At 69.2% G+C, this 15622-nt stretch carries 13 protein-coding genes; 10 read left to right on the forward strand and 3 right to left on the reverse strand.

Annotated features, from left to right (window positions below; genetic code table 11):
* Positions 1-67 precede the first annotated feature (67 nt).
* The 4 genes from ABZ374_RS17730 (at position 68) to ABZ374_RS17745 (ending at position 5601) form a co-directional block, all read left to right on the forward strand.
* Positions 68-1870, forward strand: a complete 1803-nt coding sequence (locus ABZ374_RS17730; RefSeq protein ID WP_360311899.1) for a phosphoenolpyruvate carboxykinase (GTP) — start codon at positions 68-70, stop codon at positions 1868-1870.
* 226 nt (positions 1871-2096) lie between these two features.
* Positions 2097-2858, forward strand: a complete 762-nt coding sequence (locus tag ABZ374_RS17735; RefSeq protein WP_360311901.1) for an isoprenyl transferase — start codon at positions 2097-2099, stop codon at positions 2856-2858.
* Positions 2859-3150: 292 nt separating this feature from the next.
* Complete coding sequence (locus ABZ374_RS17740) at positions 3151-4467, forward strand: PhoH family protein (protein ID WP_360311903.1); 1317 nt, start codon at positions 3151-3153, stop codon at positions 4465-4467.
* A gap of 441 nt (positions 4468-4908) precedes the next feature.
* The gene (locus ABZ374_RS17745) at positions 4909-5601 is read left to right on the forward strand and encodes a transglycosylase SLT domain-containing protein (protein ID WP_360311905.1); all 693 of its coding nucleotides are present in this window, start codon (positions 4909-4911) and stop codon (positions 5599-5601) included.
* Between the two features lie 100 nt (positions 5602-5701).
* On the opposite strand, the gene ABZ374_RS17750 is transcribed toward ABZ374_RS17745, so the two are convergent.
* Entirely contained in the window at positions 5702-6862 is a 1161-nt protein-coding gene (locus ABZ374_RS17750) for a steroid 3-ketoacyl-CoA thiolase (RefSeq protein ID WP_360311907.1), read from the reverse strand.
* Between the two features lie 340 nt (positions 6863-7202).
* Between ABZ374_RS17750 and ABZ374_RS17755 the strand changes: the two genes are divergently transcribed.
* On the forward strand, positions 7203-8513 hold the full coding sequence (locus ABZ374_RS17755) for a TetR/AcrR family transcriptional regulator (RefSeq protein WP_360311909.1): 1311 nt from the start codon (positions 7203-7205) through the stop codon (positions 8511-8513).
* Positions 8514-8912: 399 nt separating this feature from the next.
* Here the strand turns inward: ABZ374_RS17755 and ABZ374_RS17760 are convergent, their stop codons facing one another.
* Both ABZ374_RS17760 and ABZ374_RS17765 read right to left on the reverse strand, forming a co-directional pair.
* Complete coding sequence (locus ABZ374_RS17760) at positions 8913-9437, reverse strand: carboxymuconolactone decarboxylase family protein (protein WP_360311911.1); 525 nt, start codon at positions 9435-9437, stop codon at positions 8913-8915.
* A gap of 3 nt (positions 9438-9440) precedes the next feature.
* The gene (locus ABZ374_RS17765) at positions 9441-9992 is read right to left on the reverse strand and encodes a peroxiredoxin (protein ID WP_078976832.1); all 552 of its coding nucleotides are present in this window, start codon (positions 9990-9992) and stop codon (positions 9441-9443) included.
* A gap of 717 nt (positions 9993-10709) precedes the next feature.
* Between ABZ374_RS17765 and ABZ374_RS17770 the strand changes: the two genes are divergently transcribed.
* The 5 genes from ABZ374_RS17770 (at position 10710) to ABZ374_RS17790 (ending at position 15121) form a co-directional block, all read left to right on the forward strand.
* Positions 10710-11579: a hypothetical protein gene (locus tag ABZ374_RS17770; RefSeq protein ID WP_360311930.1), complete on the forward strand. Its 870-nt coding sequence runs from the start codon at positions 10710-10712 to the stop codon at positions 11577-11579.
* 129 nt (positions 11580-11708) lie between these two features.
* Complete coding sequence (locus ABZ374_RS17775) at positions 11709-12185, forward strand: hypothetical protein (protein ID WP_360311914.1); 477 nt, start codon at positions 11709-11711, stop codon at positions 12183-12185.
* 361 nt (positions 12186-12546) lie between these two features.
* Positions 12547-13506, forward strand: a complete 960-nt coding sequence (locus tag ABZ374_RS17780) for a helix-turn-helix domain-containing protein (protein WP_360311916.1) — start codon at positions 12547-12549, stop codon at positions 13504-13506.
* 323 nt (positions 13507-13829) lie between these two features.
* Entirely contained in the window at positions 13830-14513 is a 684-nt protein-coding gene (locus tag ABZ374_RS17785) for a hypothetical protein (protein ID WP_360311918.1), read from the forward strand.
* 254 nt (positions 14514-14767) lie between these two features.
* Positions 14768-15121, forward strand: a complete 354-nt coding sequence (locus ABZ374_RS17790) for a VOC family protein (protein WP_360311920.1) — start codon at positions 14768-14770, stop codon at positions 15119-15121.
* Positions 15122-15622: the final 501 nt, after the last annotated feature.

The following is a 15622-nucleotide window of genomic DNA, read 5'->3' on the forward strand; positions in this document are numbered from 1 at the left end:
TAAAATCCCCGCAACCCTCAACCCCGACGCCGGGGACTCGCCGTCCCAGGCGCGAAATGGAGCGATCGTGGCCAACGAGGTCCCGACGAAACACAGGCAGCTACTCGACTGGGTGAGTGAGATCGCCCGGCTGACTCAGCCCGACCGGATCGAATGGTGTGACGGTTCGGACGAGGAGTACCAGCGCCTCGCCGACCTCCTCGTCGAGAAGGGCACCTTCCGCAAGCTCGACGAGAACAAGCGCCCCAACAGCTACTACGCGACCTCCGACCCTCGGGATGTCGCGCGCGTCGAGGACCGGACCTACATCTGCTCCGAGAAGGAGGAGGACGCGGGTCCGACCAACAACTGGATAGCCCCGGCCGAGATGCGCACCAAGCTCGGCGGTCTGTTCGCCGGCTCGATGCGTGGCCGCACGATGTATGTGGTGCCGTTCTGCATGGGGCCGATCGGCTCGTCGCTGGCCGCCTACGGGGTGGAGATCACCGACTCCGCCTACGTCGCGGTCTCGATGCGCACGATGACCCGGATGGGCCAGGCGGTGCTCGACTTCCTGGGCACCGACGGCGAGTTCGTCAAGGCCGTGCACACCGTCGGGGCCCCGCTCGGCGAGGGCGAGGCGGACGTGCCGTGGCCGTGCAACAGCGAGAAGTACATCACGCACTTCCCCGAGGACCGGGAGATCTGGTCCTACGGTTCGGGCTACGGCGGCAACGCCCTGCTCGGCAAGAAGTGCTACGCGCTGCGGATCGCGTCGGTCATGGCGCGGGACGAGGGCTGGATGGCCGAGCACATGTTGATCCTCAAGCTCACGCCTCCCTCGGGCGCCGAGCCGAAGTTCATCGCCGCCGCCTTCCCCTCCGCGTGTGGCAAGACCAACCTCGCGATGCTCCAGCCGACCATTCCGGGCTGGACGGTGGAGACCGTCGGTGACGACATCGCGTGGATGCGGTTCGGCGAGGACGGCCGGCTGTACGCGATCAACCCCGAGGCGGGCTTCTTCGGTGTCGCGCCGGGCACCGGCGAGCACACCAACGCCAACGCGATGAAGACCATGTGGGGCAACTCGGTCTTCACCAACGTCGCGCTCACCGACGACAACGACGTCTGGTGGGAGGGCATGACCGAGGACGCCCCCGCGCACCTGGTCGACTGGAAGGGCAACGACTGGACTCCCGAGTCGGAGACCCCCGCCGCCCACCCCAACGCGCGGTTCACCGTCCCGGCCGCCCAGTGCCCGACGATCGCGCCCGAGTGGGAGGACCCGAAGGGTGTGCCGATCTCGGCCATCCTCTTCGGCGGTCGGCGCGCCAGCGCGGTGCCGCTGGTGACCGAGTCCTTCGACTGGCAGCACGGTGTCTTCCTCGGCGCGAACGTCGCCTCGGAGAAGACCGCCGCGGCCGAGGGCACGGTCGGCGAGCTGCGTCGCGACCCGTTCGCCATGTTGCCTTTCTGCGGTTACAACATGGGCGACTACATGGCGCACTGGCTGGACATCGGCCAGGCCACTTCGGCGGACAAGCTGCCGAAGATCTACTACGTGAACTGGTTCCGCAAGGACGCCGACGGCAAGTTCGTCTGGCCGGGCTTCGGCGAGAACAGCCGGGTGCTCAAGTGGATCGTCGAGCGCCTGGAAGGACTCGCCGACGGCGTCGAGTCCCCGATCGGCGTACTGCCCACGCGTGAATCCCTGGACCTCAAGGGCCTGGACCTCACCGAAACGGAGCTGGACCTGCTCCTGACCGTGGACCGCGAGATCTGGAAGCAGGAGGCCGCACTGGTCCCCGAGCACCTGGAGAAGTTCGGCTCGCACACCCCGCAGGGCCTGTGGGACGAGTACAACAAGCTGGTCTCGCGACTCGACGGCTGAAGCTGACTCGACGTCAAAATACCGGTACGCTCCGGGCCCGGCGGGATCTCTCCCGCCGGGCCCTCGGCGTTCGGAAAGCCACCCTCGGATGAGCGCGCGACACGCCGTCCGCGAGCCGACCTTCACCGCATCTTCACGCCCGCCCTCCGCCGCGTGACGTCGAGCGGGTGTCGGACGGGAGTAGGGTTTTCGGCGCGGGTGATCACGGACGGAGGAGCAGGTGGACATGGGCCTGCGGGACCTCGCATACGGCGCATACGGCAAGCGCATCGAGGCGTCGCTCGACCGTACGGTGATACCGCGTCACGTCGGCGTCATCCTGGACGGCAATCGCCGCTGGGCCAAGGCGTACGGCGAACAGGTGGCCGAGGGGCACCGCAAGGGTGCCGACAAGATCCACGAGCTGCTCACCTGGTGTGAAGAGGTCGGTGTCGAGGTGGTCACGTTGTGGCTGCTGTCCACCGACAACCTCAATCGGCCGCCGGAGGAACTGGCCGATCTGATGGTGATCATCGAGAACGCGGTCACCGATCTGGCCGCCGCGCGCCGCTGGCGGGTACACCCGGTCGGCGCACTGGACCTGCTGCCCGAACACACGCGCGAGGTGCTCAAGCGCTCCGAGACCGAGACCGCCGACCTGACCGGAGTGTTCGTCAACGTCGCGGTCGGCTACGGCGGTCGGCACGAGATCGCCGACGCGGTCCGCTCGCTGCTCGTGGAGCACGCCGGCAAGGGCACCTCGATCGAGGAACTGGCCGAGGTGCTGGACGTCGAGCACATCGCCGAGCACCTCTACACCCGCGGCCAGCCCGATCCGGACCTGGTCATCCGAACATCGGGTGAACAGCGGTTGTCCGGTTTCCTGTTGTGGCAGAGCGCGCATTCGGAGTTCTACTTCTGCGAGGCGTTCTGGCCGGACTTCCGCAAGGTGGACTTCCTGCGGGCGTTGCGCGACTACTCGGCCCGGCATCGCCGCTACGGCGCCTGACACCCGGTCACCGCCGCCGTTCACGACCGGGTTTCCATCGGCATGTGATCATCCGGTTTGTGTTGGCGGTGCCCTGGACGGGAATAACCCCGTCGGGCCGGCGCACATCCTTGTGGGCCGGTGCGATATGTGGGTGACACCCCGTCACCTGCCCGGGAGGCCCTTCCGTGCTCTACATGCTCCACAGTTCACGGCGACAGGAGGGCCGGGCACCCGGCCTTCGGGCCGGGGCCCGGACTCCGAGCGATCAGGGCGCACGGTGCGCGTGCCCTGAGAGGGGGCGAGGCACTCCGTGGCCACGATCCAACGCCGTGCTCCGCAGCACCGGACGTATGTCCTCGACACCAGCGTGCTCCTTGCCGATCCGTCGGCGCTCTTGAAGTTCGACGAGCACGAGGTCGTTCTGCCCGTCGTCGTGATCACCGAGTTGGAGGCCAAACGGCACCACCCGGAGTTGGGCTACTTCGCCCGGCACGCGCTGCGGATGTTGGACGAGCTTCGTACGCAGTACGGGCGCCTGGACGCCCCGGTGCCGATCGGGGATTCCGGCGGCACCCTGCGGGTGGAGCTCAATCACATCGACGCGACCGTGCTCCCGCCCGGATTCCGGCTGGGCGACAACGACTCGCGCATCCTGGCGGTGGCCAGGCACCTGATGGCCGAGGGCCACGATGTGACGCTGGTGTCCAAGGACGTGCCGATGCGCGTCAAGGCGTCCGCGGTGGGACTGAACGCGGAGGAGTACCGCGCCGAACTGGTGAACACCTCGGGCTGGACCGGAATGGCCGAACTCACGGTCGATTCCGCCGACATCGACGCCCTGTTCGAACACGATCGCACGCACATCGAGCAGGCCGTCGACCTGCCCTGCCACACCGGACTGGTGCTGGTCTCCGAGCGCGGCAAGGCGCTCGGCCGGGTCACCGCGGACAAGCGGGTGCGCCTGGTGCGCGGCGATCGGGACGTGTTCGGTCTGCACGGGCGCAGTGCCGAGCAGCGGATAGCGCTGGATCTGCTGCTCGACCCGGAGATCGGCATCGTGTCGATGGGCGGCCGGGCCGGTACCGGCAAGTCGGCGCTGGCGATGTGCGCGGGCCTGGAGGCGGTGCTGGAGCGCAACCAGCACCGCAAGGTGATGGTCTTCCGTCCTTTGTACGCGGTCGGTGGTCAGGAACTCGGCTACCTGCCCGGCACCGAGAACGAGAAGATGAGCCCCTGGGCCCAGGCGGTCTTCGACACGCTGTCGGCGGTCACCACATCCGACGTGATCGAGGAGGTCGTCGCCCGCGGGATGTTGGAGGTGCTGCCGCTCACCCACATCCGCGGCCGGTCGTTGCACGACGCGTTCGTGATCGTGGACGAGGCGCAGTCCCTGGAGCGCAATGTGCTGCTGACCGTGCTGTCGCGGATCGGCAGCAATTCGCGGGTGGTGCTCACCCACGACGTCGCGCAGCGGGACAACCTGCGGGTCGGTCGGCACGACGGGGTGGTCGCGGTGGTGGAAAAGCTCAAGGGACACCCGCTGTTCGCGCACGTGACCCTGACCCGGTCCGAGCGCTCGCCGATCGCGGCCCTGGTGACCGAGATGTTGGAGGACCTGCCCGGCTGACGGATGCCTGGTGAGGCCCCCGGAGGGAGTTGTTCGGCCGGCCCCGTCGGCGACGTCTCGACTGCTTCGAGACGTCGACGGCGGGGCCTTGCCGTGTCCGCATATTCCGGGTGGAAACGGTCCGCGGCGGAAAGGGAAAAGCCTTTGGCCTTCCCGGAGTTGTGATGTTCGCCACGTCTTCGAAAATTGCTTCCGAATGTTTGGCTGAGGCAGGCTGCTGGACTTGTAAGACCCTCGCGTACAGCGCTGCCCGACGACTCGACACATGACCTGCTGTACGCCGCCCGCCACACGCGCCGGACCGATCGTTCGGCGCGAGGGCCGAAATGCTCCCTCCGGGAGCGTGGGCAGACCGGGGGTTGGACTCGTACGCCGCTCGACCGCGGTGCGCGCCTGTCGGAAGGAACGTGTGTGAGCCGGATCTCGGTTCGGGGGATAGCCGTGGCATCCGCCACCGCTGTCACGGCCGTTGGCGCCGTGGTCGGATTCAGTGGCACGGGAGTTTCCGCGTCCGCCGACGCCCAGACGGTAGACGAAGCAAGCACCACGAAGCTTCTCGAGGTTCCTGCCGCCCCTGCGGCGCAGCAACTGAGCACCGGGATCACCCACCAGGCCGACGCGCAGACCGCCGCCTACGACGAGGCGCAGCGCGTACAGGCCGAAGAGGCCGCCCGGGTCAAGGCCGAGCGCGACGCCGCCGAAAAGGCCGCAGCGGAGAAGGCCGCGGCCGACAAGGCGGCGGCGGACAAGGCCGCGGCCGACAAGGAGGCCGCGGACCGCAAGGCGGCCCAGGAGCGTGCCGCCCGCTCGGACAACCGCGGCGCGGTGGAGAAGGTGTCGGCGTCCGCCGCCGACGCCCAGGCGATCGCCAAGTCGATGATGAGTTCGAGCGCGTACACGTGCTTCAGCAACATCGTCACGAAGGAAAGCGGCTGGCGGGTCGACGCGACGAACAAGTCGTCCGGCGCGTACGGCCTGATGCAGGCGCTGCCGGCGAGCAAGTACGCCACGGCCGGCGCCGACTGGCGGACCAACCCCGAGACGCAGATCAAGTGGGGCCTGAGCTACATGAACGAGCGCTACGGCAGCCCGTGCCAGGCGTGGACGTTCTGGCAGAGCCACCACTGGTACTGAGTGGGCCGCGAGTCGCACGACTCGCCCATGAACGCGGGTCGAGCCCCGCACGCCGGACGGCGTGCGGGGCTCGATCGTGTGCGGTGCCGGTAGGTGGGCGTCAGATCCGCTCGATGATCGTGCCGGACGCGTTGGCGCCGCCCGCGCACATCGTCACCAGGGCGAACTGCTTGTCGGTGCGCTCCAGTTCGTAGAGCGCGGTGGTCAGCAGTCGGCCGCCGGTGGAGCCGACCGGGTGGCCCAGCGCGATCGCGCCGCCGTTGACGTTGACCTTGTCCAGGTCGGCCTTTTGCACCTGGGCCCAGGAGAGCACGACGGACGCGAACGCCTCGTTGACCTCGAACAGGTCGATGTCGGACATCGCCATCCCGGAGCGGGCGAACAGCCGCTCGGTCGCGTCGTTCGGACCGTCCAGGTGGTAGTGCGGGTCGGCGCCGACCATCGCCTGCGCGATGATCCGAGCCCGCGGACGCAGGCCGAGCGCGCGTGCCTTGTCCTCGTCCATGATCAGCAGCGCCGCGGCGCCGTCGGAGATCTGCGACGAGTTGCCGGCGGTGTGGATGCCGTCGGGCAGCACCGGCTTGAGGCGGGTCAGGCTCTCGATCGTGGTGTCGCGCAGACCCTGGTCGCGGTCGACCAGCACGGTCTCGCCGGTGGGCTTGCCCTCGGCGTCCAGTACGGGTGCCTCGACCGGGACCACCTGCGAGGTGAACCGGCCCTCGTCCCACGCGCGCTTGGCGTTGGCCTGTGAGCGCACGCCCAGGGCGTCGACGTCGGCGCGGGTGATGCCGCGGTTGCGGGCGATCCGCTCGGCGGCGGTGAACTGGTCGGGCAGGTCGATCGCCCAGTCCTCCGGCTTGGACTTCTGGCCGGGCTTGGCGGTGTGCCCGAGCGGGTTGCGGCTCATCGACTCGATGCCGCATGCAACTCCCGCATCGATGGCGCCGGTCGCGATCAGTCCGGCGATCAGGTGCACCGACTGCTGGGCGGATCCGCACTGGCAGTCGATCGTGGTGCCACCGGTGCGGTGCGGCAGGCCGGCGTACAGCCAGGCGTGCTTGACGATGTCGCCGGACTGCTCGCCGGCCTGGGTGACACAGCCGCCGATCACCTGGTCGACCAGTTCGGGGTCGATCCCGGCCCGCTCGATCAGCCCGCGCTGGACGGCCGACAACAACTGCACCGGGTGCAGGCCGGCGAGCCGGCCGTTGCGCTTGCCGATGGGGGTGCGCACGGCTTCGACGATGACGGGGTTGCCCATGGGGTCGCTCCTAGCGAGTCCTGCGTGGCCGGTCTTCGGGGCCGGTCCACGGATGGCGACGCATTGATCCAGCCTGATCTCACCCTGCCCCAAGTGTATGACTAAGTCAAGGATATGATGGCGCGGGGTCGGGTGCCTCGTTTTCGGTCCCAGGTGGTATCCGGAGGGCTCGAAGGCTCGTTGCGACTGTCGTCGTGCCCGCATCCGATGCGCTTTGTACTCGTTCGCACTGCGACTCGGGTGTGCGGTCGGGTGGTTCGGGTGGGGCTCGTGGGGCGAGTAGGGACTACCGGAACGTGATATTCCGCATGGGATTCCCAGGCGTACTACGCTTGGCATCGTGTTGAGCGATCGAGCGGGTGCGGAGCGTCACATCAAGCCGCGAGCGGATCGACGCGCGGAGATCATCAGACACGCCTGTGCGCTGTTCGCCAAGCGGGGCTACGGCGCCACGACCGTCCGGCAGATCGCCGAGTCCGCCGACATGCTCTCGGGCAGCCTGTACCACCACTTCCCGTCCAAGGAAGCGATGTTGCTCGAAGTACTCGACAGCTTCTTCGCCGAAATCATGAGCCGACAGCGGGCCACCGTCGAGCGTGGCGAGGAGCCGATCGCCACGCTGCGCGGCCTGTTGCGGGACAGCCTCGAAGTGATCGGCAACAGTCCCGACGCGGCGATCGTGGTGGTCGGCGAGTCGCGCCGACTCTCCCGCAGCGAGGGCTTCGTCTGGCTGTCCGACCGCACCGCCGAGGCATCCACCCTGTGGGGGCGGGTGTTGCGCCGGGGCGTCGAGAACGGCAGTCTGCGCCGGGACCTGCACCCCGTGTTGTTGTCGCTGATGTTGCAATCGGCAGTGTGGGGGATGGCCCAGTGGTATCGGCCGAGCGGCCGCTACGACCCGGACGCGGCCGCGGGGCGTCTGGTGGACGTGTTCGTGCGCGGCATCGTGCGGCCCGGACGGCACTCCTCGCAGCGCATCTGCAACCTGCTCGGGCCGGCGCGCTACGCGGTGCCCACGCTGCGTCGGGTCGGCCCGATCGAGGACGCCCGGATCGAGGCCGAACGGCGGATGGCCCGGGTGCCGCCGCAGGCCGACGCGCGCACCCGGATCCGGATCGCCTCCAACCTGCTCTTCGAGCAGGACGGATACGCGAGCACCACGGTGCGTCGGATCGCCGACCTGGCCGGTGTGCCGGTCGGCAGCCTCGCGCATCACATCGGCTCCAAGGAGCAGTTGCTCGCCGAGCTGCTCGGCGAGTTCCTCGGCGATCTGCGTACCGCGTTCGACAAGGACGCCGCCGCGCAACCGGCGCCGGTGGAGCGGCTGGGCGGCCTGATCGGGCGGACCGTGGAGGCGCATGCCTATCACGGGGTCTCCACCGTGCTGGCGATAAACGAGGTGCGCGGCGACGAACTCCCGGCCGGCCGGCTGGCCTCGCAGCGGGCCAAGGTCGCCGACACCTGGACCGGGGCGCTGGTGGCCGGGATCCGGTCCGGCGACTTCCACCCCGATCTGGATCCGGCGTTCACCCAGCGGGTGTTGCGCACGGCGATCTCGACCGGGAGCCGGATATATCGCGGGATGGGTGTGCGGGACGCGGTGGGGTTGTATCGGGAGGTCGCGCTGGTCGGGATGGGGGCGGCACGGTGAGCCGGCGGCGTGAGGAGTCGGCGTTCGGTGGGTGGTCGGGGGTCGGGTCCGGGGCTGGGTCGGGCTCCGGGGTCGGGGCGGGGTCCGGGCCGGGGTCTGTGCCGGGGCCGATTCGGCTGCGGCGGGTGACGCGGTTGCAGGGGTTGACGCGGTTGTGGTGGGCGACGTGTGCGTTGTGGGTGACGCGCTCGCGGTGGGCGATTCGGTCGCGTCCGGCGGGGCGGTCGCGGGCTCGGCGGTGAGGGGGGCGGGTTCGGGGAGTTCGGGGGTTGGGAACTTGGGGAAACGCGTGAGAGCCCGCCCCTGGAATTCACCGGGTGGGGCGGGCTCTCACGGGTGCTACCGATGTTGCGGGTATAGCGGGTGTCTCGGGTGTTCGCCGGGGCGATCAGGGCGTGCTCAGCCCTGGTCGGTCTCCAGCGTCACGCCGACCGCGTGGATCACGGCGGCGATCTTGATCGCCTCCTGGATCGTCTCGCGCGGCACGCCCTCCTTGCGCAGGACCTGCTCGTGCGACTCCAGGCACCGGCCGCAGCCGTTGATCGCCGAGACCGCCAGCGACCACAGCTCGAAGTCGGCCTTCGGGGCACCCGGGTTGGCCATCACGTTCATCCGCAGCCCGGCCCGGAGGTTGCTGTACTCGGGGTCGCCGATGAGGTGCATCGACCGGTAGTAGATGTTGTTCATCGCCATGATCGCGGCAGCGGCCTTGGCGGCGGTGAACGCCTCGTCGGACAGCCGGCTCTTGGCTTCGGGTTCGAGTTCGGCCAGCACCTTGGGGCTACGCGTGGCGATCGCGCAGGCGAGCACCGTGCCCCAGAGCGTCTGCTCGGCGAGCTTGGAATTGCCCACGACCGAGCCCAGGTTGAGCTTGAGGTCCTTGGCGTACTCGGGCAGTGCGGCCTTCAGGACGTCGAGACCCATGGATCAGGCGTCCATCAGCTTGGCGGCGTCGAGGGTCTCGCCGCCCTTCTGCCAGTTGCACGGGCACAGCTCGTCGGTCTGCAGCGCGTCCAGGACCCGCAGCACCTCGTCGGGGTTGCGGCCCACCGAGCCGGCGGTGACCATGACGAACTGGATCTCGTTGTTCGGGTCGATGATGAAGACCGCGCGGTCCGCGACACCGTCGGCGTTGAGCACACCGGCGGCCGAGGACAGCTCGCGCTTGAGGTCGGAGAGCATCGGGAACGGCAGGTCGGTCAGGTCCGGGTGGTCCTTGCGCCAGGCCAGGTGCACGAACTCGGAGTCCACGGATACGCCGAGGAGCTGCGCGTCACGGTCCTGGAAGTCCTCGTTGAGACGGCCGAACGCGGCGATCTCGGTCGGACACACGAAGGTGAAGTCCTTCGGCCAGAAGAAGACGACGCGCCACTTGCCGTCGTAGGACTTGTTGGTGATCTGCTCGAAAGCCTTGTCCGCTTCCAGCGACACAACGCCGGTGAGGTCGTACTCGGGGAACTGGTTACCGACAGTAAGCACTGAATCTCCTCCGCGAAGGGCCGGGAAGGCAGGTTCACCATCCCGGTCGGACGTACGTTGATCACGATGTCACAGGAGAATTGATAGATGAAATAAGCAATGGCTCAACCATTGATCGTGATCGCCTATCAGTGGGCGGGGGCGGGAAGTGCCCAGCTCAGCGCCACGCCCGCCGGTTCGATCGCGGGACGGGGCGCGAACGGCAGGCGGACGAGGAGCTTACGCGCCGTTTCGTCGAACACCGAATCGGGACATTGGGATGATCTTGCGATCGGGGCGGCTCGAGGGTGGCCGGGGCGGTTGGCGGGGGAGTGGTGGGGTCGGGTGGGGGAGAGGGGCGGTCACGGGTCGTGACCGTGATCATGGTCATGGTCGGTGTCGGCGTTGAGTTCGGCCCCGGCGGATTCCGGTGGCGCGGCGCGGCCGTTCCCACGCCGAAGCGTCGTGGTGAGTCCCTGCCGTTGAAGGGGTGTTGCGGGGTGATTGCGCTCGCCGATGCCGGAACCCGGCAAGCGTGGAGAGGGTGGGCGGATGTGTGCCGAGGAGCGGGTGAAACACCGGCCAAGGACACCGCTTTCGCGGCCGACCATGCGGCCGTTCCGGCACTTGGAACCCGATGACCAGGCGGTGTACGAGTTCCTGTGCACGTGGCGGGACAACAGCCTGGCCGGGCAGGTCGGCAGCCCGCTGTCGGAGAGTGTTGACAAGATCATCGCCATGATTGGCGTACGTACCACCCCGCCGCGGCCGGTCGACATCGCCGCGGTCTTCCCCGCGCTGGCTCCGCTGGCCCGCCCGGCGGTCCGGTTGCACCCGCGTCCCGGGTCTCCCACGGTGCACGACAGCTCGATCGGCGGACCCCTGCTGTGGCCCGCACAGGAACCCTGGCGGTACTGCCGCATCGAGCATGACGGCCTCCACCCCCTGGTGCCCGTGGCCCAGTTGTATGCGCGGGACATACCCCTGCTGCGGCCGCCCGGGCGGACCGACCTGCTGCAGGTTCTGTGGTGCCCTTCGGAGCACGCGCCGGACTCGAGCATTCCGATCGAGTTGTCCTGGCGGACCGCCGCGGATGTCACCGACGTGTTGGCCGCGCCGCCCGAGCCGTTCGACGCGGACGAGGACCTCTACGTGCCCGAGCCGTGCGTGCTCGCGCCGGAGCAGGTCACCGAGTACCCCGATTTCCTGGAACTCCCCGAGGAGTCGAAGCAGCAGATCACGGACCCCGCGCACTGGCGGGCGGCGGGCATCGTGGTCGACGACGCCTACCCGCAGGAGATCTATGACAACGCGATGTCCCACGCTCCCGGTTGGAAGATCGGCGGCTGGGCCCCCTGGGGACTCACCGACCCCATGCCGCGGTTCTGTGTGGCCTGCGGTACGGCAATGACGCCGCTGCTGACCATCGCTTCGTCCGAATGGCACCCCGACAGCACGAGTTGGATCCCGTACGAGGACAGGGTTTCCGGCGTGTCCGAGGACAGTTGGTGCAATCCGCCCGAGATCACCGTGCTGGACGCCAATCACCTCCAGTTGTACGCCTGCCCGGCGAGCGGAGGCCACCCGCACGTCGACCTGGTCCAGTGAGGGACCGCGGGAGGCCCGGAACCGGGTAAGCGGAGATCCGCACTCCGCACCAACGGCGCCCGTACCGGGTGACGAAGCCGAAACGGCTCGGCAGCGGGCCACTTCGTCTCGTCCTCGGCGTTCATGCGCATGCGCCAGGAACGCAAAGTCGAGCCGCCACGGTCGCGCTACCTGGCCAACCCGTGGCCCGCCGCCGCAGAACGTTCCTCGACCACGCTGTCGCCCGACGATGTCGGCGACTGGATCGCGATGTTCGCCATCGGCGTGCAAGTCCCCGACATCTTCCCGGACATCACCGACGGTGGAACCAGCGGCGACGAGCCCTACCGCTTCCGGCTCTTCGACACGGACGTCACGAGCTGGGCGACCACCGACTACATCCCCGGCGCCGACACCTTCGAAGTCGCCCAATCCGGCCCACGTCGCCTGTGGACCGAACTCGAAACCGCCTGGCGCTGGTGGCACGACCAGGGCCGCCCCGACTTCCACCGCTACGGCCTCACCGCCCACCCGGACGGCACCGAACAGCCATGGCTGGACGACCCGGACAACCCCGTCCCGACCAGCCGGAGCCGCGGTGCTGCCGGGTCCGTTCAGCCGATGTAGCGGAAGGCAAAGGAGATCGTGATGCTCCCGGTCCCCCGCACCGGGAGATCGGGCCGGCCCGCGCCTTTGGCGCCGACTACGTCGCGACGTACGGGTGTTGCGTTCCGAGCGCGCGCCCGCCGTCCGGCCGGGAGCAGCCCGGGGGTGCGTGTGGCGCATGGCTTCGCGAGGACACCTCACGTTTGCTTCCGGCGCATCGGTGTCACGGTGTCGTCGCGGCCGGCCCGTTCCGAGTGTGTGTCGGGGTGTGGGTGTGGTTCACAACACTCTTCCGGGCGTGCGGTTGGTTCGGGATGATCGCGGGATGTTCGTCGGTGGGGGAGCGTTACAACAGGGGCCTGGTCCGACGGGGCTGTCGGTGATGAGTACCGACGCGATTCCGGAACCGGAACGGTTCGGCTGGTGGGCCGAGTTGGTCGGCCGTCACGTCATGGCGGTGTCCATCGACAGCGCTTACACGGCGCGGTTCCGCGGCGACGCCCAGGCCGTGGAGACGCCGGACGGCCAGGTGGCCGCCTTCGGTTTCTCGCCGATGACGGCCCGCCGTTCCGCCGTGCAGATCCGCCGGTACGACCCCGAGTGCTACTACCTGGTGCTGGTGCGCGGCGGCCCGATCCGGTTGACGCAGGAACGCCGTACCGCGTGCCTGGAGGCAGGCGGGATGACACTGTTCTCCACTTCTCATCCGCTGGACGTCGACTTCGTCGACGTCGGTCGCCGGTCCCGGCTGACGCTGATCCGCCTACCGCGCGCGTCGCGCCCGCCGGCCGGCAGGAGCGCCGACAGGCTGCTTGGCGAACCCCTTTCGACTCGCGCCGGGCCGGGCCGCCTCCTCGCCTCCTACCTCGCACAACTTCCCGAAGCCGCGCACGGTAGCGCCCCCGGCGACCTGGCTCGCATGGCGGCCATCGGCGTCGACCTCGCGGCGACCGTCGTTGCCTCCGGCCTCGACACCCACGACGCCCTGCCTCACGCCACCCGCAGGGCTGCACTGCTGGCACGCGTCCACGCGTTCATCGACCGCCACCTGGCCGATTCCGAACTGGGGCCGGCCGCGATTGCCGCGCACCACCACATCTCCGTACGGAGCCTGCACGAACTCTTCCGCGACGAACCGGAATCGGTGGCCGCATCGATCCGGCGGCGCCGTCTGGAACGTTGCCACGCCAACCTGGCCGACCCGGCGCTGCGGCACCGCACGATCGGCGAGACCGCCGCCCGCTGGGGGCTGCGTCCCGGCGACTTCAGCCGCGCGTTCCGCAGCGTCTACGGGGTCCTGCCGCACGAAGTCCGGCCGCATACGCGAGGCCCGGGCCGATAGCCCCGCCCCGGTCGCCCGGCAGGCGAACCGAGCGGGCCGGTCACGATCGTCGAACCCGCCGGCGGTGTGCGCGCAATGCGGACGAACGCTGCGCCGAACGCGGATGACCAAGGTGTTCCGGCCGGGAGAGGGTGGACAGGCGCCATGAGAAAGGGGGCGCGGGGCACGGGAATCGGGCGGCAACCGAGGATTCCGTGCGGTGATCAGCCGGCTCAGGGAGGGGGGATTGCCCGGGCGTGCCGAGTACGTCCAGGCAATCCCCCACCGGTGTTGCCCGAGCGCGCTTCCGCCCCAGCCGTACCGGCCATGACGGAGGAGCACACATGAAGCGTCGCAGGATCGCCCGCTGTGCGGGAGTCACGGCCGCCGCAGCCGGCCTGGCTTTCGGATTCACCGGCCAAGCCACGGCCGCCTCACAGTTCGCATTGACCTACACGAACTCCAACATGTGCGTCGGCGGTGAATCGATAACCAACGCCGACGCGTTCTCTTCGGGATATACGTACGGCTACAAGCGAAACAGCAACGGCACCTGCACGCTCGTGAACAGGCCCACGGGCGTATTGTCGGTCGAGAAGCACTTACTTGCCTACGATGCGCCCGGTAACGTCTGGTTCACCTGCGCCACGGAAGGCCCGGCCCGAAACGGCGGCTCCGCCTTCCGTGTCGGGATCGAAAGCCACTACCGCTGCGGTGGGAACCTCTGGCACGCCACGTTCACGGCCGCCTATGGATGGGACGGCTCCGCGTGGCGCGGCGCCTGGGTCGGCTCGAACAACGAGTGGGTCCCCGCGTTGAACCTCTCCACCGCCCCCAGCAGCCCCCCGGCAGCGCCGAAGACCAACGCGGCCGACGCGATCAAGCGCGGCGAGGTACGCCTGGGCAGCCCCGGCGGCCCCAAGACCACCGCCGCCCAACTCCAAAAGCCCCCCACCGTGCGCGGCGACGCTCCCGTCGAAAACCCCCCTTCCGGCGGCACCTACACGGTCCGGACCCTCACTCGCTAGGCCCCGTCCCGACGGCCTCCGCGCCGGAACACCCCGTGGGTCCGCAGCACCGGCGTTGCGGACCCACGGCGGGTGACGGCGGGGGAGGCGGCGGAAGCCGGCCTGTGTCCGGGTGTCGGGCCGAGTCGCCGGAGGGTGCGAACGCGCGGGCGGCGCCCGGCTTCCGTGGCGCGGGGTCCGCAGTCCCGGGCGAGCCGTTCCGGCAGTCTGCGTGTCCGGGTCCCGGCCGGGCTGCCGCCTGGCAAAATCACGGCATGGAACGCGTGCTCGGAATCGGTGGATACTTCATTCGCGCTTCGACCCCGGCTGCGTTGGGCGCCTGGTACCGGGATTTCCTCGGCCTGGATGCGGACGAGCACGGCGTATGGCACCAGGAAGCGGGACTCACGGTCTTTGCGCCCTTCGAGGCCGACACCGACTACTTCGCTTCCCGTTCCCAACAGACCATGCTCAACTTCCGCGTCCGCGACCTGGACGCCATGCTTGCGCAGCTCCGCGCCAAGGGCGCCGACGTAGCCGACGAGATCCAGGACATGGAAGGCGTCGGCCGCTTCGGCTGGGTAACGGACCCCGAGGGCAACCGCATCGAACTCTGGCAGCCGGCGTAACAGGCGGACCACGCACGCCGATCGGCCTTGGTCACGCTTCTTGGATCGGAGGAGATGGCGCCGCCGTGCGTGCCGTGGATCATGGCGGCGGGCGTGGTGACTTTGCTTCGCCGACTGCGTGGGCTCGGTTGGGGGCTGGGGCTGGGGCTGAGTGGTGGGGCTGAGTGGCGGGGCGTTTCGCGGCCTGCGGTCGCGCCTTGGTCGGCGGCGGGTGGCTTTGTGCTAAACGGTCGGCGTGGGCCGGTGGAGGTGGGCCCGGGTCCACGGTCACCGGCGGCCGGGAGCCTTGGGTTTCCCGGCGAGAGGTGGGTGTTGCTTGGCGGGAAAGGCGCCGGCAACGGCGGAGCGGGAGGGCGGCCGGGTTGGGTTCGCCGGGGAGCCTTTCCGAGTGGGTCGGGCGTTCGCGGCCGGCGGTCGCGTCTTGGTGGGCAGCGGGTGGCCTTGTGCTAAACGGTCGGCGTGGATTGACGGAGATCAGCCCGGTCCCACGGTCACCGGCGG

Source organism: Embleya sp. NPDC005971 (genome assembly GCF_040629175.1).
In the GTDB taxonomy this organism is placed as follows: Bacteria; Actinomycetota; Actinomycetes; order Streptomycetales; family Streptomycetaceae; genus Embleya.

Coding starts and splice junctions, on each gene's coding strand:
- ABZ374_RS17735 (WP_360311901.1), top strand. CDS start 2,097: ATGGGCCTGCGGGACCTCGCATACGGCGCATACGGCAAGCGCATCGAG.
- ABZ374_RS17750 (WP_360311907.1), bottom strand. CDS start 6,862: ATGGGCAACCCCGTCATCGTCGAAGCCGTGCGCACCCCCATCGGCAAG.
- ABZ374_RS17760 (WP_360311911.1), bottom strand. CDS start 9,437: ATGGGTCTCGACGTCCTGAAGGCCGCACTGCCCGAGTACGCCAAGGAC.
- ABZ374_RS17770 (WP_360311930.1), top strand. CDS start 10,710: ATGATTGGCGTACGTACCACCCCGCCGCGGCCGGTCGACATCGCCGCG.
- ABZ374_RS17775 (WP_360311914.1), top strand. CDS start 11,709: ATGCGCCAGGAACGCAAAGTCGAGCCGCCACGGTCGCGCTACCTGGCC.
- ABZ374_RS17780 (WP_360311916.1), top strand. CDS start 12,547: ATGAGTACCGACGCGATTCCGGAACCGGAACGGTTCGGCTGGTGGGCC.
- ABZ374_RS17785 (WP_360311918.1), top strand. CDS start 13,830: ATGAAGCGTCGCAGGATCGCCCGCTGTGCGGGAGTCACGGCCGCCGCA.
- ABZ374_RS17790 (WP_360311920.1), top strand. CDS start 14,768: ATGGAACGCGTGCTCGGAATCGGTGGATACTTCATTCGCGCTTCGACC.